A 25,999-nucleotide genomic window follows, 5' to 3' on the forward strand; every position below is an offset into this window, starting at 1 on the left:
TTTACGAATGGCAAAAAAGCGGCAGCTGAGGACTAGAGATGTAGTCTGCAGCTGCCGTTTTTTGATTTCAACCTGCTTTGGCGAGCTTCGCGCCGCGAACCGATGAGGCGGCGTAGACCGCTAGTGCTGTCCAGATGAGCGCAAAGCCGGTGAGCAGAACCGGCGATACCGTTTCTTTGAACACAAAGACGCTCAATATCAGCATAATCGTCGGCCCGATATATTGCACGAAGCCGAGTGTGGTCAGCGGCATCCGGGCGGCTGCCCGCGCAAAGAAGAGCAGCGGCAGGGCCGTTACCGCACCGGAGAGAAGCAATCCGGTGAACATAGGCCAGGACAGTGTCCAGGCTGTGGACTCTCCCGAGGCTGCCAGATAGATCCAGTAGACGAGTGCAATGGGCAGAACAACAGCTGTCTCCGACAGCAGGCCCACAGAAGCCTCTTGTCTGGTCTTTTTCTTTGCAAGGCCGTACAAGCCAAACGACGCAGCAAGCGAGATTGCAATCCATGGAAAACGTCCATAGTTGACGGCGATGAGCAGCACTGCGGCACCGGCAATCGCAATGGCGAGCCATTGGCCGCGGTTTGGCTTTTCACGGAGAAAGACGACTGCCAGCAGCACATTAAACAAAGGATTTAAATAATAGCCGAGACTTGTCTCGACGACATGCCCGTTGTTCACCGCCCAGATGAAGATGAGCCAATTCGCTGCGATCAGCAGTCCGCTGGCTGTGAGCGATAACAGCTGTGAGCGGTTGGCTGCAATCCGCTTCATGTCACTCCAGCGCTGCTGGATGGCGACGAGAACAGCCATGAATACAAACGACCAGACAACCCGGTGTGACAGAATCTCGCCTGCAGGCACATCATTGAACAGCTTCCAGTATAGCGGCAGGACCCCCACATAATATAAGCGATAATAGCGTTGACGAGCCCGTTGTTCATGCTCACTTCCCCCTTACAATTGAAATTCCTCTTTAATTCTCTGTGCTGCCTCATCCGCAGACAGATGGGTGTTATCAATTCTTATGTAACGCTCTCTGGTGATCTCCCCTTCATGTGAGTTCAGCCGGTGCTGCTCCATTGTTGTTAACAAATTCTGTTCAGAGCGTGCGGTATCCCGTTTGGAAGGCTTATGCTGAAGCCGGTGAGGTGTTTTGTTCCGTTCAAGCCGCTCTTCAAGGGCTGTCTCAAGCTCCACAAAGTACACTTCACCGCCGCGTTCCTCGATGATTGTACAGACAGAATCTATATAGTCCCAATCATTCTGCAGGTCAAAGGCCCATACGTAGGTAAAAATCATTCCGTACAGCCCGCTATCGGCAGCCGCTTCGAATATCTCCTGGCGAAACTTGGTGGCAAGCCTCCACATCTCTGAACTAAAGCCGAAATAAGGAGCCAGCAGCTCGATCGTCATATGGTTGTGGAACAGCTTCAGTTCCGTGCTTTTTTCCAGTGCATGCCCGATTGTCATTTTCCCGGATGCCTGCGGGCCGAATATAATGACTAGCTTCATCTTTTCATCCTCCCGGAATCGTCTGGATACATAATAGCATAAGCGAATGGACCGGGCAGTATTATTTCAGGCAAGGGGTCAGAGGGTAATGAACAGTAATATGTACTGATAATAGAAGGAACAAGGAGGCTGAAGCATGCTTATTCTCCGGATATTGGCAGGTTTGGCCCTGTTTATATCAGGGCTGTTGTATCTTGTACAGAGTACGGTGACTGTGAATATCGCCAGGCCCGGCACAGCGGAGACCAAAAAGTATACGAAGGGCTTTCCGCTGATCCTGTCCCGGATTGCCGGTGTTGCGCTGATGATCATTGGTGCAGTGATCTGGATTTTCGGATTCCCTCACTTATGGTGAATGATAGTTTTATCCAAAAGAAAGATAAGATCGGACATTCATCCGGCTGTCCGCTGCTGCTACGATTAAACGGTGAGAGCAGTAACATCAGCCGGATAAATGGAGGTCTGTAACAAGTGAACATTCAATTTGCTACCCCTGCTGTATATTGGACGGAAGCGCTGCCTGCTGGTAATGGTAACCTTGGCGCTATGGTATTCGGCGGGATTGAACAGGAAAAGATTGCTTTAAATGAAGATACGCTCTGGTCAGGATATCCCCGTGAATGGAATAATCCGGAGGCGAAGGAGGTATTGCCGGAGGTACGGGCACTGATTGCAGAGGAGCGCTACAGTGAAGCGGACCGGCTCTGCCGGAAAATGCTCGGGCCCTACACCCAGTCGTATTTGCCGCTCGGTAACCTGAACATCATGATGGAGCACGGCAAGCCGGTTCACCGGGGAAGCTACAGCCGGAAGCTGGATCTGTCGTCCGGTGTAATAAGCATTAAATATGAAATCGGCGGTGTCCAATATACGCGTGAGGTATTTGCTTCACACCCGGATCAGGTCATTGCTGTCAGGCTGACCGCAAGCCGGGAAGGTGCGCTGAGCTTCCGTGCCGGGCTGGACAGCCAGCTCCGCTACAGGGCTCTGCCGGAGCAGGATCAGTACACCATAGCCGGACATGCGCCGGAGCATGTGGACCCGAATTATTATCAGACTGCCGAACCCGTAAGTTACGGCGATCCAGAAACAGCCAAAAGCCTGCGGTTCCATGGACGGCTGGCTGCCGTGCTTGACGGCGGAACCCTGCGGGCTGGAGCAGAAGGACTGCATGTAAGCGGGGCAACCTCGGTTACCCTGTACTTCAGTGCAGCGACAAGCTTTGATCCGCTGCTGCGGGCCGGCAGCCCGGACCGGAATCCCGGGGAAGTGACGGCCGGAATGATCAGGGCCGTCTGCAGGAAGGCATATGCCGGGGTTCTGGAAGACCATGTGCTTGATCACCGCTCGCTTTTTGATAGAGTGAAGCTGCATCTGGGAGCAAGTACAGCCCCGGCTGATCTGCCGACTGACCGGAGAATTGCTGAGTATGGGAGCAGTGATCCGGGACTAGTGGAGCTGCTGTTCCACTATGGCAGATACCTGCTTATTGCCAGCTCCCGCCCGGGTACACAGCCAGCCAATCTGCAGGGGATTTGGAACCAGGAGACAAGAGCGCCATGGAGCTCCAATTATACGCTGAACATTAACGCCGAGATGAATTACTGGCCGGCAGAGGTCTGCAACCTGGCTGAGCTGCATGAGCCGTTTATCGATTATATCGGCGCGCTTGCTGTTAACGGGCGCAAGACAGCGGAGGTTAACTACGGCGCCAGAGGCTGGGTAGCCCATCACAATTCCGATCTGTGGGCCCAGACGGGACCGGCCGGCGCTTACGGGGACGGAGATCCGGTATGGGCATTCTGGCCGATGGGGGCAGTATGGCTGACCCAGCATTTATGGGAGCACTATCTGTTCGGCGGTGACGGGGATTATCTGCGCAATATGGCTTATCCGGTCATGAAGGATGCTGCACTGTTCTGCCTGGACTATCTGATTGAGAACGAAGCTGGAGAGCTGATGACTTCGCCGTCCACCTCACCTGAGCACAAGTTCCATGCCGGAGGGGGGCTGCATGCTGTAACAGCCGCCCCCGCGATGGATCTGTCACTGATTGCCGAATTGTTCGGCAACTGCCAGGAGGCAGCTCTGCTGCTGGAGATTGATGAGGAGTTCGCAGCCCTGCTGCAGCGTACGAAGGAGCGTCTGCAGCCGCTGCGCATCGGAGCGCAGGGCCGGCTGCAGGAATGGTCGGAGGATTACCAGGAGGAGGATGTCCATCACCGCCATGTCTCCCATCTAGTCGGCGTGTATCCGGGCCGGTTAATCTCCGAGAAGTCATCACCGGAGCTGTTCCAGGCTGCAAGAACTGCGCTTGAGATTAGGGGAGACGGCGGAACGGGCTGGAGCCTGGGCTGGAAGATTAGCCTTTGGGCCCGTTTTAAGGACGGCAACCGGGCGGAACGTCTGGTCTCCAATCTGCTGAATCTGGTCAGGGAAAATGAGACGGATCATAACCGCGCTGCTGAGGGCGGCGTCTATGCGAACCTGTTCGACGCTCATCCGCCATTCCAGATTGACGGGAATTTTGCAGCGACCTCCGGTATAGCCGAGATGCTGCTGCAGTCCCATCAGGGCTTCCTGGAGCTGCTGCCGGCGCTGCCGGACTCCTGGCCTGAAGGGTTCGTGAAAGGGCTGAGGGGCAGAGGCGGATTTGAAGTCGATATCGACTGGAATAACGGAAGCTTGTCAGGCGCGGCTGTTACAGCTTCGGTTACCCAAACCTGCTGCGTGCTTACCCGCTGTAATGTTAGAATCACCGGAGCGGGGAATGCGGCAGTGAAGGCTGCTGTTAAGGACGGGATAACCGAATTTACGGCTGAGGCTGGCACGCGGTATATTATCTCTGTTAAGAAATAGTCAGATAAACGCAAAAAAACCTCATTGCTGAGGTTTTTTTGCATGTTCAAGCCGCTGCTCCGGGCTGAAGGTCAGCCGGTAGGCTGTCGGCGAAAAGCCTGTAGCGGCCTTGAATGTTCTTGACAGGTAAGAGATGTCCGGAATCCCCACCCGTTCGCCGATTTCCGCGAGCAAAAGATTCGTGGTCACAAGCAGCAGCTTGGCTTCCTCGAGTCTTTTTTTGTTGATGTACTGGATCGGTGAGGTTCCGAACTGTCTTTTAAATACACGGATGAAGTAGTTGGGCTGCAGGTGTGCCTGCTCCGCCAGTTCTTCGATCGTCAGATTCCGGTGGTAGAAGCGCTGAATATGCGAGATGACCTGCTGAAGCGGCTCAGATACTGCTGCTGTACTGAGGCCTTGCGGGGTTACCGCGCTCCGTTCCAGATAGTATGAGATAAGCCTCAGCATAGCAGATTTGACCAGCAGGGGACCGGTGATAGAAGAATCCTTATGGTATTTCAGCAGCTCACGGAAAAGCTCAATGGGCGCACTGTCCTGCTCCTTGCCGATCCATACCGGCGTCTGCAGCAGATCAAACAGATTGCGTTCCCCGATCCGCGCGGTAAAATGGCACCAGTACTTGGTGTACCGCGGCCCGGAAGTATATGAAAAAGACTGCTTGATCCCCTGCGGCATCAGGAACCACTCACCAGGCTGCGGAGTGAATTCCGTATCACCGATTTTCAGCCAGCCCTCCCCTTCGCAGATCAGGTAGAACTTGTTGTAATCAGGCGTGTAGTCCAGCTCCCGCCAATCGGTCCACACCTGATTGTATCCGGCAGCCGTTACATGTACCTCCATATTCTCCATATACATCCGGATCAGTTGCTGGTTATTCACAGTATACGCTCCGTTTCTTACAGTAGTGGATTGTCTAGTCATTGTTAATGATTTTATCATGCATTGGCGGAATTCAGTCGTTTTTTTGACGAAAGGGCTTACAGCCCTGAAACTTCCATAAATCCAATATTTACAAAAATCACTATACGTCGTACAGTTCAAATAGGGTTCCAATAACATGAAGGTGGATAAAAATGGCATACAATGAGAATGAATTGCGTGCATCATTAATTTCTACGGTTCCTGTCATTCTGGACAGGCATTATCGGTCTATAACCGGCAGAAGTTCAGATTTTGCCATGTTTATTGCAGCACATAAGGAAATACTGGATTCAAGCTTCAAGGAGATCCTTTTACATATGATCGGGGCCTTGTTCATGAATCCCGGGGATTATAATCAGTATCTTGAGGTTCAGCAGCGCGAAGGCGCCCAGCAAGGGGTATTCATGGCGGATATATTCGGTAAGCACTTTGATCTGATGCTGGAGATGAGCAAGGATCTGAATCTGACAGCCCAGAATGTGATGTTCCGGGTTATTGAGGACGGGGTGGCTGATTCAGCGGAACGTCTGCTTTTTAACGGCCGTCTGATGGAGTGCAACTGGGTCCGGTTTACCGGTTTCGCCCAAGGCTATCTATCCAACAAGAACCAGGAGATTGACAGCCTGCATGAACAAAAGATAGCCGTTATGGGGCAGATGGCAGCAGGTATGGCACATGAAATCCGTAATCCGTTAGCTTCTATAAAAGGCTTCGCCCAGCTGGTCAACAACCGGCTGAAGGAGCCTGTGATCAAGGCAGCAGAGCTTCGCACCTACATGGATATTACAATCAAGGAAATCGACAATCTGAATAAGCTGGTTACCGATTTTCTGGTGCTGTCCCGCAAAGGGGATATCGTAAAGAGTGACGGCGAGATTTTTAACGTTATCGAGGTTGTACACAGAGTGATCAATATCGTGAATCAGCTGATCCTCAGCGATAATATCGTTCTGAATGTAGACTACTCCGCAGAGCAAGTGCTGACACTGGGAAGCGCCTCCCAGCTGGAGCAGGTTTTCCTGAATATTTTAAAAAACAGCATCGACTCCTTCACGGCCTGCAGCGGCAGAATTGACGTTACGATTACGGCACAGGCGGAGCCAAACCTGATTGTGCTGATTTTTGCCGATAACGGCGCAGGGATTCCGAGGGACAAGCTGGACCGGATATTTGACCCCTTCTTTACCACGAAGCAAAAGGGGACGGGTATCGGGTTATCCATCTGCAAGCAGTTGATCGAAACGTATGGCGGACAGATCAGGGTCGACTCCGAGATCAAGGTGGGAACAACGGTAAAGGTCAGCCTGCCCTTAGTTCACGACCCGGCTTATATTAAGGAAGCTGTCTTATAGCCTTTAGCGGATATGCGATAGATAAGATATTTAAGGGAGACCTGCCGGGCGGCTGGTCTTTTGTTTTGGTGCGATTTTATTGCGGTTCACTGAAGTGCTGCCGGAAGTGCTATTGACGGAAGATGCGCTAACGGACAGGAGCGGCCTTATTTTTGCTGCGGAGCCTCTTTTTTCGATCTAACGGACCGTATTACTCCTATTGTTCCTCATAAAGCCATACTTGGGGCAATAGCTGCACATAAGGTCGCTGGAGTCCGTTAGCAGGTTCATTTGGGGGTTAGCGCAGAAATAAGGTCATCTGGGTCCGTTAGTTGTTAAGCGGCGTTAAGTAGTTGAGAGATCTCAATAAACCGATGAATTTTAGTTAATATATATATTAACTAAAGGCGAACAGCGGCACTGTTGAACAATAACACATCAATATTTCAGTCCTTTCAGCAATAATGGATTGACTCCATACCGTTCATCTGCCTATAATATTTTTGTAATTATAAATGTATTAATATATATATTAACTAAATAAAGGCTTTATAAGAGAGGAACAGGATCAATGAATAACCAGACCAAGCTGAAGGTGTACACGCAAAAGACTGGAGCAGCGCTGGGCGATATGTTCGGTATTTTCTTTGAGGACCTTAATCATGCAGCCGACGGGGGATTGTATGCTGAGCTGGTCCAGAACCGCTCGTTCGAATTCGACCCGATCGACCATCCCGGCTACCATGCGTTGACTGCCTGGGACAAGGTGGAGCGCGGCGGCGGGCGTGCAGAGCTGACGGTAGAGAGTGAATCGCCGTACCACTCCAAAAACCCGCATTATGCAGTTATTGAAATTACTGAGCCGGGAGACGGTGTCGGCCTGTCCAATGCCGGGTTTAACACGGGTATTCCGGTAAAAGAAGGCGAGAATTACCTGTTCTCCATCTATGCCCGGCGTACGGACAGCTTCAATGTGCCTGTACGTGTCCTCATTGAGGACCGGAACGGCGCGGCATGCGCATCGGCTGAGCTTGCTGTGGATTCTGCTGACTGGCGGAAATACGAAACGGTACTGACCTCAGGCTGCACTGATAACGCTTGCAGACTGGTTATTCTCACCGGCGGACAGGGCAGGCTGGAGCTTGATCTGGTGTCCCTGTTCCCTGAGAAGACCTATCTTGGACGCCGCAACGGACTGCGTGAGGACATTGCGGTCCTGCTGGCGGATATGAAGCCGAAATTCATGAGATTTCCCGGCGGCTGCCTTGTTCATGACGGCTCGCTGAATCCGGATGACCGGAATTCAATGTACCGCTGGAAGAATACAATCGGAGAGCTGGCTGCCCGTCCGGCAAGACGTAACAACTGGCAGTATAATCAGACACTGGGCCTCGGCTACTATGAGTACTTCCAGTTCTGCGAAGACATCGGTGCCAAGGCCATTCCCGTATTGCCGGGCGGCTATGACCCGCACCACAAGCGCATCGTTCCGCTGGACGAGCTGGGGCCGTGGATTCAGGATGCCCTGGACGTTATTGAATTCGCCATTGGTGATGCCTCCACAGAGTGGGGCGCAATCCGCAGCTCCCTTGGCCATCCCGAGCCGTTCGGGCTGGAATATATTGCGATCGGCAACGAGGAGGTCGGCGAGCCGTTCTTTGAGCGGTATCCGTATTTCCATAAGGCGATCAAAGAGCAGTACCCGGATATGCAAGTAATTAACAGCAGCGGCCCGTTCGCTGCCGGCGGCGAGTATGAGCGGGGCTGGGCCTCGGCCAGAGAACACGGCTCTGATCTTGTTGACGAGCATTACTACCAGTCCCCGGAGTGGTTCCTGGCCAATATGGACCGGTACGACAGCTTCAAGGCTGATGAGCCTAAGGTGTTCCTGGGTGAATATGCATCCTGGGGCAATACCTACTATAATGCCCTGGTGGAAGCCGCCTTTATGACCCGGCTGGAGCGCAATGCCCATGCCATCGGTCTCGCCTGTTATGCCCCGATGCTGTGCAATGTCGACTATGTTAACTGGAAGCCGGATATGATCTGGTTCAATAATCATGAGGTATTCGGCACACCGAATTACTATGTCCAGAAGCTGTTCATGAACCATCAGGGAGACCGGCTGCTGCAGATTGATGCCGAGAATCTGCCGGAGAAGCCGGAGCCTGTTCAAGAGCCGGTGAAGGGAAGTATTGTCCTGGCTGCCGAGAAATCGGCTGTAACGTACAGCAATATTACGCTGACCAACAATCTGACAGGCGAGCAAAAGGTGATAGAAGCACCGGTGGAGCTCAATGATACAGAAGGAACAGTAAGCAAAGAGGAGGAGCTGCGCTCGTTCACACTGGGAGAAACGGACTGGAGCGACTACACGCTCAGACTGACTGCCCGCAAAACCGGCGGCGTCCGCGCCTTCCTGATCTTCTACGGCATGCAGGATACTAAGAACAGGCTCAACTGGGAGCTGGGCGGCTGGCAGAATCAGGACAGCACGCTGAGTGCGGTAACTGACGGCCGGGGCTCCTGCCTGACCCAGAGCCTGTTCACGGTGGAGAAGGATACCGATTATGAGCTGGAGCTGCATGTCAGCGGCCGGCAGATTACAGCCTCGATTGACGGTGCTGTGATCAACTCGGCGGAAGACCGCCAGCCGGACATCCAGCCGCTGTATTATACGGCAAGTGTGGAGGATATCACCGGTGATGTGATCGTTAAGGCGGTAAATGTCCTTGATACTCCGCTTCCGGTGACGGTAGAGCTGCAGGAGCTGGCAGCCGCTTCATACCTTGCTGAGATTCATGAGCTGTCCGGAGTCAGTCTGGATGCCGAGAACAGCTTTGATGAGCCGCTGAAGGTCAGCCCGTCGAGCGGGACGATCGCTTTTGAAGGCAGCAGCTTTGCTTATGAATTCCCGGGACATTCCGTTACTGTATTCAGAATTAAGTCTAAATAATCCAACATTCCTGTAAGGAGGGCTTATCTTGTCCCAATCCAAATTAACATACACCGGCTATCTTTTAGTTCATTTTATCGGGGAGCAGCCGGACGGTGAACAGGTTTACTTCTCATACAGCGAGAACGGCCTGCACTGGAAAGACCTGAACGGGGGCCGGCCGGTTCTGCGCTCGGAGCTTGGAGAAAAGGGAGCGAGAGATCCCTTTATCGTCCGTTCGCCCAAGGAAGGCAAGTTCTATCTGATTGCGACCGATCTCCGTATTGCCAGCGGCAAGGGCTGGGGCAAGGCAGTTGAGGGCGGAAGCCGCGATATTATCGTCTGGGAATCAGCTGACCTGGTGAACTGGTCAGAGCCTTGGCCGGTTACCGTCGGCGTGGAAGGTGCCGGCTGTGTGTGGGCGCCGGAGGCTATTTATGACGAAGCGGCAGACGAATTTCTGGTATTCTGGGCTTCTGCTACACAGGAAGCACATGAAAGCGGACGTAAGCACAAAATCTACAGTGCCCGCACCAAGGATTTCCGTTCCTTCAGTCCGGCGGAGAAATACATTGAGCGTGAGAATCACATCATAGATACTACAATTATTGAGGCGGGCGGCAAGTATTACCGCTATTCCAAGGATGAGACAACCAAGAATATCCGGGTAGAGGAAGGCGCTTCTCTGGATAAGGATGCCTTCAGCTATGTAGATGCTCCTGTTCTGGAAGCCATCATGGGTGTAGAAGGCCCGGAGATCTTTAAGCTGAACGGCCGTGAAGAGTGGTGCCTGATTGTGGACCGTTATGCCGAAGGCAAAGGGTATCTGCCGCTCCTGACCTCAGACCTTGGCAGCGGAGCGTTCCGGGTGCTTGAAGACGGCGAGTTTGACCTTGGCCGCAGCAAAAAGCGCCATGGCGGCGTGCTGCCGGTTACCTTTGAGGAATCCGGCCTGCTGCTGCAGGCATTCGGAGACGGCCACCAGGTGCTGCCCGGACAGTTCGCTGACCCGGATCTGGCTAAATTCGGAGACCGTTATTATCTGTATCCGACAACAGACGGCTTCACCGGCTGGTCGGGAACACAGTTCCATGTCTTCTCGTCGGATGATCTCCAGCTGTGGAAGGACGAGGGCGTTATTCTCGATCTTGCGACCGATGATGTGCCTTGGGCAGTCAGCAGCGCCTGGGCTCCGTGCATCGCCACTAAGGACGGCCGCTACTACTATTATTTCTGCGGTAAAAAGCCGGATGGAGACAGCGCCATCGGCGTGGCCGTTGCCGATACGCCTGTAGGCCCGTTCACTGCGCAGCCGGAGCCGCTGATTACACTTGAGCAGATCAGCCGGCTCGGGCTGGTAATGGGACAGGCGATCGACCCGTCCATCTATGTCGAAGAGGATGGCAAGGTGTATATGCTGTTTGGTAACAGCCACGCAGCAATTGTAGAGCTTGGCGCAGATATGGTCTCAGTCGTTGAAGATACGATGCGCAATCTGGAAGGGCTGCATGACTTCCGTGAGGCCGTAACCGTGCTTAAGCGGGACGGGCTGTATCACTTCACCTGGTCCTGCGATGATACCGGCAGCGAGGACTATCATGTGAACTATGGAACGGCGGAGCAGCTGTACGGGCCGGTCACCTTCCTGTATACCGTTCTCAGCAAAAATAAAGACAAGGATATGCTCGGTACTGCACATCATTCCATAATGAATGACCCGGATAGCGGAAAGTACTGGATTGCTTATCACCGGTTCGTTACACCGCTTACCCGGTTCGATGATTATAAAGGCATTCACCGTGAAACCTGCATTGATCTCTTAAGCTTTGGCGAAGACGGGCTGATGCTGCCGGTGAAGCTGTAGAAGCAGCATGTAAAGAACAGCTATAAAGACAGAGAAACCAGGAGGCTGCTATATTATGAAAGAAACCCTTACCAATCCCTTAGTCCTTCAGCGTGCAGATCCCTGCATTTACCGGCACAGTGACGGCTATTATTATTTTACCGCTTCAGTACCCGAGTATGACCGGATTGAGCTGCGCAGAGCACAGACACTCGGAGGGCTTGCCGGCAGTGAGCCGGTTGTAATATGGACCAAGCATATTACCGGCATTATGAGCGGTTATGTGTGGGCACCGGAAATTCATTTCATCGGCGGCAAATGGTATGTGTATTTCTCCGCAGGCAGCGATGATGCGCCTTTTGCACAGCGCCTATATGTGCTGGAGAACGGGGCGGACAATCCGCTTGAGGGCAGCTGGGAAGAGAAGGGGCGGATCTACACTGCCTGGGATACCTTCTCGCTGGACGCTACAACCTTTGAGCATGCCGGAGCACAATATCTGGTATGGGCCCAGGAGGACCCTTCGGTTCAGGGAAATTCCAGCCTGTTCATCTCGAGGATGTCCAACCCGTGGACGCTGGAAGGGGAACAGACGGTGCTGACCCGGCCTGAATATGACTGGGAAATTATCGGCTACCGCGTAAATGAAGGGGCGGCTATCCTGAAAAAGAACGGCAGAATCTTCCTGACTTACTCTGCCAGCGCGACTAACCATAATTACTGTATGGGCATGCTCACGGCAGCAGACAGCAGCGATCTGCTGGACAGCGGATCATGGATCAAATCCCCGGTTCCTGTCTTTACTTCAAGCGAGGAGACCAGCCAGTACGGACCGGGGCATAACAGCTTTACTGTATCGCCGGACGGATCGCGGGAGCTGATCGTCTATCATGCCAGAAGCTATAAGGAGATCACAGGAGATCCCCTGTTTGACCCTAACCGCCATGCCCGTGTCCAGCCGGTAGAATGGGATGAACAGGGTCTGCCGGTATTCGGCCTGCCGGTCCCGGACGGAAAAGAACTGGAAATCTAGTAAACGGACGGTTAGCCAGATTGAATTAGATAACAAAAATCGAACTAAATAGAATGCACTAAGCAAAATCTATAACCAAAACAGGGATGCCCCTCAGCCGTTACGGCGGGGGGCATCCCTGTTTGTTAGTTAGAAATTATTGCAGATTGATGATGTTGCTGATGATGACGGCAGCCTGAGCACGGTTAGCAATGCCTTTTGGCGCAAAGGTGTCGGCGGTCATGCCTTGAACGATACCTTCCTGGGTAAGCAGCGCTACAGCGTCTTTACCATAGGAAGCAATGCTTGCTTTGTCCTTGAAGCCTGCAAGGGCAGTATCGGCATTGGCAACCGATTTGCCTTTAAACTTCGTCAGAGCGTTAGCGGCGATAATCGCCATTTCTTCACGGGTGATAGAGCGGTTAGGCTCGAACTTGCCGTTGCCTACACCATTCACCAGGCCATTGCTGACACCGGCAGCAACATAGCTGTAAGCCCAGCTGGAAGCTGCTACATCACTGAAGTCTGCGGAAGCATTCTCCAGCGGCAGAGCAAACGCACGTACGATCATGGCGATGAATTCGGCACGGGTAACTTCCTTGAGCGGTGCGAAGCTGCCGTTGCCTACGCCGTTGATGATGCCTTTAGCGCTTAGCTCTTCGATAGCAGAGGCTGCCCAGGTAACCTTACCCAGATCTGTGAAGCTGCCTGCCGGAGCTGGTGTAGCTGTCGGCTGCGGTGTTGCAGTTGGTGCCGGAGTTGCAGTCGGTGCCGGAGTTGCAGTTGCGATTGGTGCACCTGTACCCGGATTAACCGGCTCAGATTCCAGTACGCCAGGGTCCATGCCGTCAGCTTCGGTAGCTGCCGGAGACGAAGCGTAGATTGCATTAGCCAGTAATCTGAACTGGTTCTGCGGGTGATACTTGTTAAGCAGATCGTTAGCGAACAGAGTTACATGAATGCTGTCCGTCTGGTAATCGAGAGCCAGTACCTGATCTTTGGCAGCATCGCTGTTCGGCCACCAGCCGGCTTTGAAGAAGTCATCCCCGGTTCCGTATTTCGCCAGAATTTCAGCGCCTTCCGGAACGGAAGTGATATACGCAGCAGACACTGTGTACAGGTATTCACTTTCTTCATAAGGAGCAGTAATCAGGCTGTCCTGCGAGATTGTTGCTTTGAACAGGCCTTCATGGGCAGCGGTTCTGTTCGACTGGTTCACCGGATTGGAATAATTCAGGCCCGGCAGAACGTTCAAGGATTTAATGCTGCTAAGGATGGTACGGCCGTAGCCGATAAACGGCTTACCGCTGGCAATCAGGTTAGTACCGGAGTTAACCAGCACGTCTGCAGCAACAGTGTCGGTAGTTACCTTGAATCCAAGATCAGCCAGGATGAATGAAGGTGCTCCGGCAATTGCTACATTCGCCGGCTTCAGCAGCTTGCCTGTCTTATCGCCAGATTCGTTGAATGGAACAACGTCAAGCAGGTATTTTGAGGCTACAGTTCTCAGATTGGATCTGGAGACCAGGAAGCTGCCTTTTTCATAGCCTGTTCCGCCGTTATCAAGCAGGGTTACCGCTTTTTTGTTGGCAAGCAATTCGTTGACGGCCTTGACCGCATCGTTGCTGCTGTTGCGGATAACATAATTTTGCGAGAACGCATATTGGCTCAGGTCAGTTGTTGGAATAATAATGCTGCTTACTTGCGTTGTTTTACCGGTAAAAGCACCGGCACTGCGGCTGATGTAACGGTTAAATCCGCGCATGTCCGCAAAGTTCTGTACCGTATCGGAATACATAGCATCGAAGTCGGATACATCCAGTCCGTCGTACAATACCAGGTTGGCATAGCCGCGTTTGGCCTGATGCATATTGACCACATAGGTTCCGGCAGGGTAAGTTACCCCGTCCACAGTGACTTGTTCAGCAGTCTGCTCAACCTTTACGCCGTTGCGGAGCAGGTACTGCACCATTTTGTAGGTTTCCAGAGCATTTTTCTGCAGACTTTTCGCAATTGGAAGCACGTAGTATTCAGGGAAGAAGTTCGAATCTTCCGTAGCGCGCTCACGGCCAATGGACTCATAGTCGGCATTTACCAGATAGGGATCAACCTCTTTGTGGTCTTCATTGTTGATACCGCGTTTGAAGATTTCAAGCTGGTTCAGGAACAGTTCTTCTTTGTTGTCCTGCACATAATTGGTAGCTGCCAGTGTTGCATAATAGAAGGCATCCAGGGAATCTTCATTCAGCTCAGGCACCTCGATCGTATGGCCGAGTGCACCCTGGTGCATCGCATAGACAGCGGTGTAAGCCGGGGATGCATCATCCCAGCCGGTGGCATTGCCGTAAGGATCGGCATAGTTTGGATCATTTTTCAGCTTCTCAGCTTCCAGATAAGGAATGTGGTACGCATCATATTTCGTGTTGGCAACTCCGGCATTACCCATGGCGTTCGCCTGTTCAAGCATGCTGTCCATGACCAGATCGTATTCGATATTCGGGTCATGCGGAGGCGTACAAGGCTCAATCAGGAAGCCGCTCACGAAGCCGTGCATATCCAGGAAGCTCAGCGGTGTCCATTTGGCGATCTGTGCCGTAACAGCCTGAGTCTCAGGTTGTGTCTGGTAAGAGTTGTCGCGGTTCGGGTCAAGCAGGGTCGAAGTCGCACGTGTGTTCAGCGCACGGCCATCCGGATTCTCTACATAATCGAGCAGGAAAATCACATTGTCCAGCGCTTTATCGATATCCAGTGTCACTGGAACAACGTTGCCGCCGGCATCCGTTGTATCATAGTTAACGATCTTCTCTGTCATCAGGGTTTCCAGGAACTTGATAATAACGTCAACACCGTTGGCCTCATCCGCATGGATGTTGTTCAGCCAGATCGGCACTTTATAATCCTGAAGCTGGCCGTTCTTGATCATCTCCTGCAGCTGGGCAGGATTATTGTTCATCAGCGGCAGCGTTTCGTTCAAATATTGGTCTACGGACGCTTTGTCCTTGGCGATGATGGAGAAGTGGATGGCCCGTCCCTGTGTGGACGTTCCGATCTGCTGGTACTCCACATAACGGCCGTATTTGTTATTGCTGTCAGCGGTGATTTTATCAATCGCCGGCTTGATTTCATCATATGTATGATAGGTATCATACGGGTTCAAATCTACTTTCTGCTCTGCCAGTACATCCCCGGCAGGCGTCTTTGCAGTCAGGTTGTATACTCCTGCGAGCTTTACATATTCAGCCCGGATACCGCTGACGGCCAGGTTGACGCCGAATGGCATATCGAAGTATACCAGAGCGGTTACCGTAGAAGCTGCAACAGGCTCATAGGATACTTTTACAAAAGGATCTCCCGTATAAGCTCTAACGTTCGAAGCGTTGTTCCATTTCTTCCATTCAGCCAGCGGCTTCGTTTCTTCCGCAGTTCTGCCGAATGTCCAGGTAAGCTGTTCTGCTGTTACTCCCTCAGGAAGGGTCAGTGTAACCGGCATAGTTCTGGCATCGGTCATCGAAGCCTGATAGACTTCTTCCGATACGGTGGCTTGTGCAGCAGCCTGGGCTGTCTGATAGACTTCCTCAGATACCGTTGCGGACTGAACCTGAGGCTGTACCTCAGTGACAACGGCTCCGGCATAGGCTGACGGAATGATTCCGGATAATGTAAGGGTTAAAGCGATTAATAAGGATAAGAATTTCTTAGTCATCATGTACCTCCCAGTGTCTTATATGATAGCTTAGCTGATAGATTGCTGCCGGAATGGCAGATGGCTTCTGCCTATGCAGATTTATGCATCCCTCCTGTTGTTTCGCACGGCAAATCTCCCATGAATATGTAATATTCACATTGCGTGTAACGAATTAATATACATGAAAAATATTTATTATACATATGGAATACTATAATATAGTATTTTAATTAAAATCGGAAGCTTTTTAATAGATTTAAGCCAAAAAATTATATTTCACAAATGATAACGCTTAAAAATTATATTGTGTGAAGTCTATTCGTTCCTGCTGATGCAATCCACCGAATGTCCCAGGAAATGGACCGCTGACATAGTCCTTAACGCTTATCCGGTGTACTCCGGTTGCGTGAGCTCATTACTAAGGATTCATTTTCTGGAAATAACGCCATTTTAGGCTATGAACCTTCTCTGACAAGCCTTAGAATACTATCTATCGGATGTATGATCCTCTTAATCCGGCAGGACTGCGTAATCAAGTGAAGGAAGGCGGGGTGATCCCGTAGATGTCGTTAGAGGCATATGATATTTTTATAGGAAAAAAGCTGAGCAGCAATATTTACAGCATGGACGGAATCTTATTAATCGCGAAGGATACGGTATTGCTGCAGAACCACATCGACAAGCTGGCGAATTTTCGGATCAAGCTTAGAGTTGTGGAGGAGGCTGTGGAAGATGCAGTAGAGGAAGAAGAAAAAGCTGCACAAGGACAAGCCGCACAAGGACAAACCGGACTCCGCCCCTCCAGCATTGAATCACGGCAGAAGGCCAAAGTGACCGAAAAGCATCTGGAGGAGATTGACAGGCTGGTGCGGGCTAACGGCATTGTTCCCATTGACGATGTAGAGGAAAAAATTCTGCCTTTCATTAAAGACACTGCTAAGCGGTTTAATCTGTTTCAGGTTTTCTCGGAGCTTAAGGAGCAGGAGGATTACCGTTACAAGCAAAGCATAGGCGTTGCGGTCATTGCCACCTCGCTAGGCAAGCGGCTGGGCCTGGACGATGAAGAAATGGAGCTGCTGGCGATTGCAGCCTGTGTCTATGATATCGGCTTAGTCCGGCTGCCGTCCTCGCTAATCACGAAGCCGGGCAGGCTGGACAAGCATGAGTTCGAAATAATGAAGCAGCATACTGTACTCGGGTATGAGCTGCTGGCGAATTCCGATGTTGATCCCCGGATCGCGCTGGTCGCCCTTCAGCATCATGAACGCGAGGACGGCAGCGGTTATCCTCACGGGATCAAAGGGGAGCAGATTGACCGGCTGAGCAAAATCGTCACTCTGGCAGACATCTACATGGCGATGATTTCGGACAGGCCGCACAGGCCTGCGGTTTCTTTTTTTGAGGTTATCAGCAGTATACATGAAGGTATTATACATAAGCGTTTTGATTCTATTATAGGTATGACGTTTCTGGATTCGCTGCTCGCAAGCCAGGTCGGCTGTGAAGTCTCATTGTCAGACGGGAGAATGGGCCGGATTGTGCTGACTAATGCGAATTATCCGACAAGACCGCTCATTGCGTTAACGCAGAATGAGTTCATTGATTTAAGCAAAACCAGCCACTTACATATCAGGGATGTTATCGGTTAAACGGAGTAAGGAACAAATTGAATAAGGGAAAGGAAGCAGCTTCTCTTAAGAGAGGCTGCTTTTTGATTATAAGCTTTCGGAGTTATTTCATGCGGGTATAGCGCTGTCAGGTACGGTGCAGCTTACGGTACTCACGGGGCGGTAAGCCCGAAATTTGCTTGAACACCTTGCCGAAATGGGTGAGGCTGTCAAAGCCGCAGTCCTCCGACACTAGTGTAATGCTCCAATCAGTGTCCCTTAGCAGCCGCTCCGCTTCCCGCACCCGGATAAGATTTACGTATTCGGTGTAACCGAAGCCGGTGATTTTTTTGAAAATACGGCTCAGATGGCTTTTGCTGATATAGAAGGCTTCCGCGATACCGTCAAGCTGGAGCGTCTCCCCGTAATGCTGGTTGATATGTCGGACAATCTCTGTCACCTTGCGTTGTGCGGGTGAAGTCAGAGCTTCCGGCTGGGCGCCGCGCTTCCAGACGGTTCTGGCAATATAGAGCAGCAGCTCAGCCGTCAGATTCTGCAGCTTGAGTGTATAGCCGGGTGCCTGCTCATCCATCTCATCCAGCATGGAATATAACAGCTGCTCCACCTGCATCTGCTCCTGAAGATTCAGCCGGATTACCGGTGTATGCTGGGTAAAGGGGGCGAGCAGCAGCTCCTTCTCAGCCGGCCGCAGCGAATCAAAAAAGCCGGGTGAATAATAGACGACAATCCGTTCGTGATTCGGCTTGCCGGACTCGGAGGTTTTGTGCAGAGCGTTGGATTCAACCAATACGAGATCGCCGGGCCGGATATGGTAGGCGGTGTCTTTTACGAAATAATTCCGTTCACCCTGGAACAGATAGAAGATCTCATACTGGTAATGGTAATGGTTGCTGTTCATTGAATAAGGGCCGGTACGCCGGTCAAATTCAAGCTTGAAGGGGTCCAGATCGGTACCGGAACGCAGGATATCAGGATAGACCGGAGCGGACATACGGAACTCCTTTCGCTATAGCGGGTGATTTTATTATTATAGCAAAATAAATGGAATATAGGAGTATTATGCGCTTTAATGCGGAGTAATCCCACTTTTATTGTGTTAGTCTGGTTACGACTCGCAAGCAACCGATACGGGAGGATGATATGAGGACTAATGGGATTATATGTAAGGAAGAGCTTGTGAATGGATTGGATAAGCTCTGGAATAAGCTACATGGCGGGGAAGAGCATGACAATCTGGATATGTGGGAATGGGTGCAGGGGGTAGCGCTGTACGGGGTCATTAAGACCTATGAGGAGACAGGGCAGAAGCGGTATTTGAACTTTTTACAAAAATGGTGTGAGGACAATGCAGAGAAGCTGCGGCACGGCTCGGTGAACTGGGTTGCGCCTGCCAATGCGCTGCTTAGCGTATACAGGGAGACGGGCGATAAGCGATACCTGGATAGCTGCCGGGAGGTCGCTGACTGGTGCGTGCACGGAGCCCTGCGGACAATTAACGGCGGCTTTGCCCATGTATGGGGGCCGGGGGCAGGCGGATTAGAGGATTATAGGAACCAGCTATGGATTGACACGCTATTCATGTCAGGGTTGTTCATGCTGCGGTTCGGTGTTACTGAAGACAATGAGGCTTGTATTACCGAGGCGCTGCGCCAGTTCGATATTCATGCCGGCTGCCAGCTTGAACCGGAGAGCGGCCTATATTCCCACGGCTATCACTGCCTGCAGAACGTCCGGCTTGGGGAGCATTGGGGCCGCGGCAACGGCTGGGCTGCAGTAAGTGTAGTAGAGCTGCTGGAGCTGCTGCAGGGGCAGCCGTATGATACCGCACGGTTCGGGGAGCAGTTCAAGCGGCATATGGAACAAGCGTATGAGCTCCGTATGGAGGATGGGATGCTGCGGACACTGCTGGATGAGGAAGAAGCCTACATGGAGGTCAGTGCCTCCGCATTGTTCGCCTATGCTGCACTCAAAGGCTTCAGACTCGGCCTGCTTGATGAGCGTTTCAGGGAATGGGGCCGGCAGATTACGCGGAATATACTGGCTGATCATCTGGCGGAGGATGGAACGGTGCTGCACGCGTCCGGCGGTACAGACTGTCAGGATAAGGCGGGCTATCTGCAGGTGCCTTACGCGCCGAGACAGTATAACACCGGCATTGCGCTGATGCTCTTCAGTGAAGCGCTGGTTCATCACTGCTAATGCTAATGGAACAACAATATCAGGAGGTGGGAAAAAGCATGTCTATGCTGCGTTTAGACTGGCTGACAGCGCAACAGGCAGCGCGTACACCGGTAAGCTTCGGTACGCCGTGGAGCCAGGGGGCGCTGCAGCCCGGAGAGCTTGTATCGTTACAGGACGAGGCCGGGAACGGTGTCCCCGTTCAGACGAAGATTAACGCTTACTGGCCGGACGGCTCGGTGAAGTGGCTGCTGCACAGCGGAGTACTGGATACCACGGCAGCTCATTATTTGCAAAAGGGGAAAGCGGCTGTTGCACATTCCCTAATCACAGCATCTCAGGCGCCGGACGGGTCCGTATATATCGAAAGTGAACAGCTCTCCTGCTCGGTACAGAAGGGCGGTCAGCTTATCTCGTCCCTGCTCCGCAGACAGAGCGGGCAGCAGCCCTTATCAGCACAGTTAACCGCCCTGATTGAGAACCGCAAGGAGGACGAAGGTCTTGAGACCGTTTCCATCCACAAGCTGATCGGTTATACGGACACCCTTACACTGGAGGAAGCGGGTCCGCTGCGGGCTGTCGTCAAGCTGGAAGGCAGCCACCGGTATATGAACAGTAGTGAGCGGCGTTTTCCGTTTGTGATCCGGCTCTACTTCTATGCCGGAAGCGACGAAGTCCGGATGGTTCACAGCTTCATCTTCGATGCGGATGAGAACCGGGATTACCTGAAGGGGCTGGCCGTGCATTTTCAGATGGGGGCTGCGGGAGAGCTGTGGAACCGCCATGCCGGCTTCACCGGGGATACGGGCATGTTCTACGAAGCCGTGCGGCCGCTGTATACCTATAGCGGCATCCATCCGCTGTACGAGCGGCAGCAGAGGGACGGCCAGTTTGTCTACATTGATCCGGATGCCGAACCGGCGCTGCTGGAGAATGTGCGGGATAATGCGGCCTGGAGCAACTTCCGGCTGCAGCAGGACTCCTGCGACCACTACAGCATTGTCAAAAGCACCGCCCGCCGCAGTGCCTACATTCCGGCGGCGCAGGGCAATCGTTCCAGCGGAGCCGTTTTTTTCGGCAGCGAGAGCGGAATCATGGCGGCAGCAGTCAAGGATTTCTGGCAGAAAAGCCCGATGGCGCTGGAGATTACCGGGGCCAGGGAGGAAAATCTCTGCCTAAGCATCTGGCTCTATAGCAGGTACGCCGAAGCCTATGATTTCCGGGCTTATGATACGGAGTCACATGCCTTCTCCTACGGGGATATGAATAACCATCCGGAGGGGACCGCCAATACCAACGAGATTACGCTCAAGCTGTTTGACCGTATGCCGGGCAAGCAGGCGGTTTTGGATTTTGCCGCAGATGTGCAGAACGATGCGCTGCTGGTTGCCGGACCCGAAGTGTATGCGGAGACCAGGGTGTTCGGCTCCTACTGGCACCCGCCGGGCCAGGAGGAATACCGGACGGCTGCGCATGAGCAGGCGCTGCTTGGCTTTATGGACTTTTATATGAAAGAGGTGGAGCAGCGGAGATGGTACGGCTTCTGGGACTACGGGGATGTGATGCACACCTATGATCCTGTCCGCCACACTTGGCGTTATGATGTCGGCGGCTTTGCCTGGCAGAATACGGAGCTGTGCAATACCTATGTGAACTGGCTGCTGTTCCTGCGCACCGGTAATTATGATATCTTCCGGTTCGCCCGGGCGATGACACGGCATACAAGCGAGGTGGATATGTATCATCTCGGCGAATATGCGATGCTTGGCAGCCGCCACAATGTCCGCCACTGGGGCTGCAAATGGAAGGAGCCGCGAATTTCCATGGCCGGGCATCACCGTTTCTTCTATTATCTGACGGGGGATGAGCGGACCGGCGATATTATGGATTTTGTTAAGGATGCCGACCATGCCCCGCGGATAGACCAGAGCGCGGATGCAGAAGGCTGCTATCAGGTGAGGACCGGTCCGGACTGGTCCTCCTATGTCTCCAACTGGATGACCCGTTGGGAGAGATTTCAGGATACAAAGTACCGTGACAAGATCCTGACCGGCCTAAGGGCGATCAAACAGGCGCCGAACCGGCTGGCCTCCGGCTCCCATTTCCGGTATAACCCGGATACCGGAGAGATGGGATATTTAAGTGAAGGCAATTACCAGTATCATATGGTCATCTGCTTCGGCGGGCCGGAGATCTGGTTTGAGCTGGCGGAGCTGACCGGCGATGAAGAGCTGCGGGATATGCTGGCCCAGTTCGGAGACTACTTCGCTATGACACCGGAGGAGCGAAAGCTTGCGTCAGGCGGCTTATTTAATGAAAGTAATGATAAGGCCTGGGACGGTCTGCGGTTTGGCATTCGTATGCCGGCCTATACGGGCTACCGCTTCGGAAAGCCTGAGCGGATGCAGCAGGCGCTGGATATGCTGAATGCAGCAGCGGACCACAGCTCCAACACTCCCGGCCAAATAGATCCGGACGGCAATCCGGTGTATGTAAATGTGGCGGAAGCGGAATATATCCGCCCGGTCCGGGAGGTTTCGTATGCCAACACCAACGGGATTTCGCAGTGGAGTCTCAATTATATGGAGACGGTCAGACTGCTGGAATTAATGAAGGAAAACGGAGGGAATGGCAATGCAACCAACGGACACTAACCTGTTAACGCCGCTTAATCTTGTTTCTCCGCCGTCCGCCCGGACCTCCGGAAGCATCGCGGTGGTCTGGGATAAACCGGAGGTACCGGGAGGCGCCGCCTGTTACCGGGTGTATGTGAATGATGCCGTTCACGGCATATGCGCGGCGGCAGACTATACGTTGACAGGGCTTGCGCCTGCGCAGGAATATAAAGTGCATGTGTGTGCGGTAACTGCAGCCGGAGTAGTGTCTCCTCCGAGTAATTTAATTATGGCGTCCACGAAGCCGGAAGGGGAGCTGTTTGATATTACCGGATTCGGTGCGGCAGAGGGCGGTGAGGTGCTTAACACAGCCGCGATCCAGGCGGCTGTTGATGCCTGTACACCCGGCGGTACGGTATACGTGCCTGCAGGCACATTTTTAAGCGGCGCCATTTTTCTTAAAAGCAACATGACGCTGTTCATTGAGAAGGGCGGGGTGCTGCTGGGCAGCGCGCAGCCGGCGGATTATCCGCTGATGGCCTACCGCTGGGAAGGCCGGGAGCAGCTCTGCTATGCGAGCCTGGTGAATACGCAGGACTCCAGCGGCGGCGGGCGGCTTGAGCACATTACGATTACCGGCGGAGGAACAATCAACGCGAACGGGAGTGCCTTATTCAAGGCGGAAATGGCTGAGAAAAAGGGCTTCCGGGGCCGGGCGGTCTGCCTGCGGAGTACAGATTATGTGTACCTGAAGGACATTACCGTCCGCCAGTCGCCCGCCTGGTGCGTGCACCTCATCTACTGCAATCAGGTGACGCTCAATAATGTCAGTATCTATACCAAATACGACGAGTATGGCCGCAGCTATGAGCATATCTTTAACGGTGATGGGCTGGACCCGGACTCCTCCAGCAACATTCATATCTTTAATTCGTTGATCGCCAGCCAGGATGACTGCATTGCGATCAAGTCAGGCCGGGATGAAGAAGGCAGGCGTGTCGGCATCCCTTCAGAGAATATCCGGATTTCGAACTGCCGGTTTAAGAGCGGCTTCGGTGTTGCTGTCGGCAGCGAAATGTCCGGCGGTGTCCGAAATGTCAAGGTCAGCGGCTGCACATTTGAGGATGTCTACAGCATCGGGACGGTGAAAGCGCCAAGAGGCCGGGGATCGGTTATAGAGAATATTCTTTATGAGGATTGCACATTACGCAACTATAACCTGGAGCATGAGGATGGCCAGTGGTTCAGGGGAGCAATCAATATTGACCAGTTCTACGGCCAGAGGGAGTACGATCCGGACTGTGTGGAAGAAGTAACAGAGGGCACTGGAGTCATCCGCAATATAACGTTCCGGAATATTGTGCTCGACACACAAGCCGGTAACGCGATATTTATGGCCGGGCTGCCTGAACAGCCGCTGCAGAATATCGTGCTGGAGAATATATCGGCTATCGGGAAGTACGGCCTGAAGGCCTACAACATCGAAGGCTTAGCAATGAACAAGGTATCCGTGCTGTCACGGCTGGATGAGCCCTATCAATTCCGTAACGCCTAATAAGCTTAATAAGAATAAGGCAGTCAACTGATGTGTTGACTGCCTTATTTATGCTGCCGCCGGCTATCAGCCGGTAGGCATAGCCACCCAGTGGCCTTCCGATATCTCCACCAGACTGGAGGTCTCCAGATTGTACTTGTCACCGGCGGTTTGTTCTTCCATCAGTGTCCGTTTCTTGGCTGCCTCGATCTTCGGATCGGGCACCGGGATGGCTGCCAGCAGCGACTTAGTGTATTCGTGCTGCGGATTCGTATACAATTCTTCACTTTCAGCGAGTTCAACGATGCGGCCCATATACATTACAGCTACCCGGTCGCTGATATGCTTGACCATGGACAGGTCGTGGGCAATGAACAGATAGGTCAGGCCGAGGCGCTGCTGCAGCTCCTCCAGCAGCTTGACGACCTGTGCCTGAATCGACATATCCAGTGCCGAGAGCGGCTCATCGCAGACGATGAACTTCGGCTCGACGGCAAGCGCCCGGGCAATGCCGATCCGCTGCCGCTGTCCGCCCGAGAATTCATGCGGATAACGGATAGCGTAGGCCGGATCAAGCCCGACCAGGTCCAGCAGCTCCTCGACCCGTTTCTTCCGCTCGCTCCTGCTGCCGGCGAGATTATGTACATCCAGCGCTTCCCCTATAATATCCATCACCCTAAAGCGCGGATTCAGCGAGGCGTACGGGTCCTGAAAGATTATCTGCATATGGCGGCGCATTGTCTTCATTTCCTGTGCATTCAGCCGGTTAACGGCCATACCGTGGAAGAGCACATCACCGCCGGTCGGCTCATGCAGCCGGAGAATCGAACGGCCGGTGGTTGACTTGCCGCTGCCTGATTCACCAACCATGCCAAGCGTCTCGCCTTCACGGATCTGGAAGCTGATATCGTTAACAGCGCGCAGCACCCGGCCTTTGCCGAGGTCGAAATGCTGCTTCAGTGATCTGACCTCCAGCAGCGGGCGTTTGCCTTCTCCGGGAATAATCAGCCCGGGCGGCTTGGGCTTCTTCTTCTCGTCCAGACGGGGCAGGGCGTTCAGCAGCCGCTGTGTATACGGATGCTGCGGCCGTGCGAAGATCTCCTCAGTGGTGCCCGTCTCTACAATCTCCCCGTTCTTCATAACGGCTACCCTGTCGCACATCCCTGCGACAACTCCAAGATCGTGGGTGATCAGAATAATGGAGGTGCCGAGCCGCTGCTGCATATGCTTCATCAGATTGAGGATCTGGGCCTGAATGGTCACATCCAGCGCCGTGGTCGGCTCATCCGCAATGAGTAGTGCCGGCTGGCAGACCAGAGCGATCGCAATCATTACGCGCTGCCGCATACCGCCCGAGAATTCGTGTGGATACTGCTGATAGCGGACCTCGCTGTCACGGATGCCGACCTGCTTCAGGATCTCCAGCGCCTCCTGTTTGGCAGCCCTGCGGGACAGCTTGCGGTGCTTGACCAGGCTTTCACTGATCTGTTCTCCAATTCGGATCGTCGGGTTGAGGGAGCTCATCGGGTCCTGAAAAATCATTCCGATCTCCCGGCCCCGGATTTGCTCCATCTGCTTCTCTGATTTCGCCGCCAGGTTATCTCCCAGAAAAACGATTTCTCCATCCTTTATAAGTGCAGGCGGGGAAGGTAGAAGCCTCATAATGGAGCGGGCGGTGACGCTTTTGCCGCTGCCTGATTCACCGACAATCCCCAGTGTTTCCCCTTTATAAACTTCAAAGCTTACGCCGCGGACGGCGGGGCGCTCTTCATCATGGCTCTGAAAAGAGATATGCAAATTGTTGACTTTCAAAATCGGTTCCATGTTTCCACCTGCCAGTTTCGCTAAATTTTAAAATGGTTTTCTTGACAACAATCAAATCTATTAATAAAATATACCTTATCTATCGGAATAGTACAATTTTAAAATGTAGAATCAA

General features: G+C 52.8%; 15 protein-coding genes and 1 pseudogene. 10 read left to right on the forward strand and 6 right to left on the reverse strand.

The window, feature by feature from the left end; genetic code table 11:
* Window positions 1–67: 67 nt before the first annotated feature.
* Window positions 68–945, reverse strand: a pseudogene (rarD, locus tag R70331_RS07795) (EamA family transporter RarD).
* A 13-nt stretch (window positions 946–958) separates the two neighbouring features.
* Window positions 959–1,516: a DEAD/DEAH box helicase family protein gene (locus R70331_RS07800; RefSeq protein WP_042174293.1), complete on the reverse strand. Its 558-nt coding sequence runs from the start codon at window positions 1,514–1,516 to the stop codon at window positions 959–961.
* A 136-nt stretch (window positions 1,517–1,652) separates the two neighbouring features.
* On the opposite strand from R70331_RS07800, the gene R70331_RS07805 reads away from it, so the two are divergent.
* Entirely contained in the window at window positions 1,653–1,871 is a 219-nt protein-coding gene (locus R70331_RS07805) for a hypothetical protein (RefSeq protein WP_042174294.1), read from the forward strand.
* Between the two features lie 116 nt (window positions 1,872–1,987).
* A complete protein-coding gene (locus tag R70331_RS07810; RefSeq protein ID WP_042174296.1) occupies window positions 1,988–4,375 on the forward strand; it encodes a glycoside hydrolase family 95 protein in 2,388 nt (795 codons plus the stop codon).
* Between the two features lie 21 nt (window positions 4,376–4,396).
* Here the strand turns inward: R70331_RS07810 and R70331_RS07815 are convergent, their stop codons facing one another.
* On the reverse strand, window positions 4,397–5,257 hold the full coding sequence (locus R70331_RS07815; RefSeq protein ID WP_042174298.1) for an AraC family transcriptional regulator: 861 nt from the start codon (window positions 5,255–5,257) through the stop codon (window positions 4,397–4,399).
* Between the two features lie 194 nt (window positions 5,258–5,451).
* Between R70331_RS07815 and R70331_RS07820 the strand changes: the two genes are divergently transcribed.
* From R70331_RS07820 to R70331_RS07835, 4 genes are all read left to right on the forward strand, one after another.
* Entirely contained in the window at window positions 5,452–6,651 is a 1,200-nt protein-coding gene (locus R70331_RS07820) for a two-component system sensor histidine kinase NtrB (protein WP_042174299.1), read from the forward strand.
* Between the two features lie 550 nt (window positions 6,652–7,201).
* Window positions 7,202–9,586 (forward strand): alpha-L-arabinofuranosidase C-terminal domain-containing protein, encoded by a 2,385-nt coding sequence (locus R70331_RS07825; protein WP_042174302.1) that lies wholly within the window; start codon window positions 7,202–7,204, stop codon window positions 9,584–9,586.
* 28 nt (window positions 9,587–9,614) lie between these two features.
* Window positions 9,615–11,429 (forward strand): glycoside hydrolase family 43 protein, encoded by a 1,815-nt coding sequence (locus R70331_RS07830; protein ID WP_042174304.1) that lies wholly within the window; start codon window positions 9,615–9,617, stop codon window positions 11,427–11,429.
* A gap of 55 nt (window positions 11,430–11,484) precedes the next feature.
* Window positions 11,485–12,441, forward strand: a complete 957-nt coding sequence (locus tag R70331_RS07835; protein WP_042174306.1) for a glycoside hydrolase family 43 protein — start codon at window positions 11,485–11,487, stop codon at window positions 12,439–12,441.
* 136 nt (window positions 12,442–12,577) lie between these two features.
* On the opposite strand, the gene R70331_RS07840 is transcribed toward R70331_RS07835, so the two are convergent.
* Complete coding sequence (locus R70331_RS07840) at window positions 12,578–16,126, reverse strand: M14 family metallopeptidase (RefSeq protein ID WP_081947534.1); 3,549 nt, start codon at window positions 16,124–16,126, stop codon at window positions 12,578–12,580.
* A gap of 542 nt (window positions 16,127–16,668) precedes the next feature.
* Between R70331_RS07840 and R70331_RS07845 the strand changes: the two genes are divergently transcribed.
* Entirely contained in the window at window positions 16,669–17,754 is a 1,086-nt protein-coding gene (locus R70331_RS07845; RefSeq protein WP_052418974.1) for an HD-GYP domain-containing protein, read from the forward strand.
* 106 nt (window positions 17,755–17,860) lie between these two features.
* On the opposite strand, the gene R70331_RS07850 is transcribed toward R70331_RS07845, so the two are convergent.
* Complete coding sequence (locus R70331_RS07850; RefSeq protein WP_042174308.1) at window positions 17,861–18,724, reverse strand: AraC family transcriptional regulator; 864 nt, start codon at window positions 18,722–18,724, stop codon at window positions 17,861–17,863.
* A 149-nt stretch (window positions 18,725–18,873) separates the two neighbouring features.
* Between R70331_RS07850 and R70331_RS07855 the strand changes: the two genes are divergently transcribed.
* Genes R70331_RS07855 through R70331_RS07865 form a run of 3 tightly spaced genes read left to right on the forward strand, consistent with a single transcriptional unit; the run spans window position 18,874 to window position 24,081 of the window.
* Window positions 18,874–19,932 (forward strand): glycoside hydrolase family 88 protein, encoded by a 1,059-nt coding sequence (locus R70331_RS07855; protein ID WP_042174310.1) that lies wholly within the window; start codon window positions 18,874–18,876, stop codon window positions 19,930–19,932.
* Between the two features lie 38 nt (window positions 19,933–19,970).
* A complete protein-coding gene (locus R70331_RS07860; protein ID WP_042174311.1) occupies window positions 19,971–22,565 on the forward strand; it encodes an exo-rhamnogalacturonan lyase family protein in 2,595 nt (864 codons plus the stop codon).
* The gene (locus R70331_RS07865) at window positions 22,546–24,081 is read left to right on the forward strand and encodes a glycosyl hydrolase family 28 protein (protein WP_042174313.1); all 1,536 of its coding nucleotides are present in this window, start codon (window positions 22,546–22,548) and stop codon (window positions 24,079–24,081) included. Before R70331_RS07860 ends, R70331_RS07865 begins: the two co-directional genes overlap by 20 nt.
* 66 nt (window positions 24,082–24,147) lie before the next feature.
* Here R70331_RS07865 and R70331_RS32290 read toward each other — a convergent pair whose 3' ends face one another.
* Window positions 24,148–25,884, reverse strand: coding sequence for an ABC transporter ATP-binding protein (locus R70331_RS32290; RefSeq protein WP_042174315.1), 1,737 nt, complete (start codon window positions 25,882–25,884; stop codon window positions 24,148–24,150).
* Between the last annotated feature and the right edge of the window lie 115 nt (window positions 25,885–25,999).

Source organism: Paenibacillus sp. FSL R7-0331 (assembly GCF_000758645.1).
GTDB classification, from domain to species: Bacteria; Bacillota; Bacilli; order Paenibacillales; family Paenibacillaceae; genus Paenibacillus_AQ; species Paenibacillus_AQ camerounensis.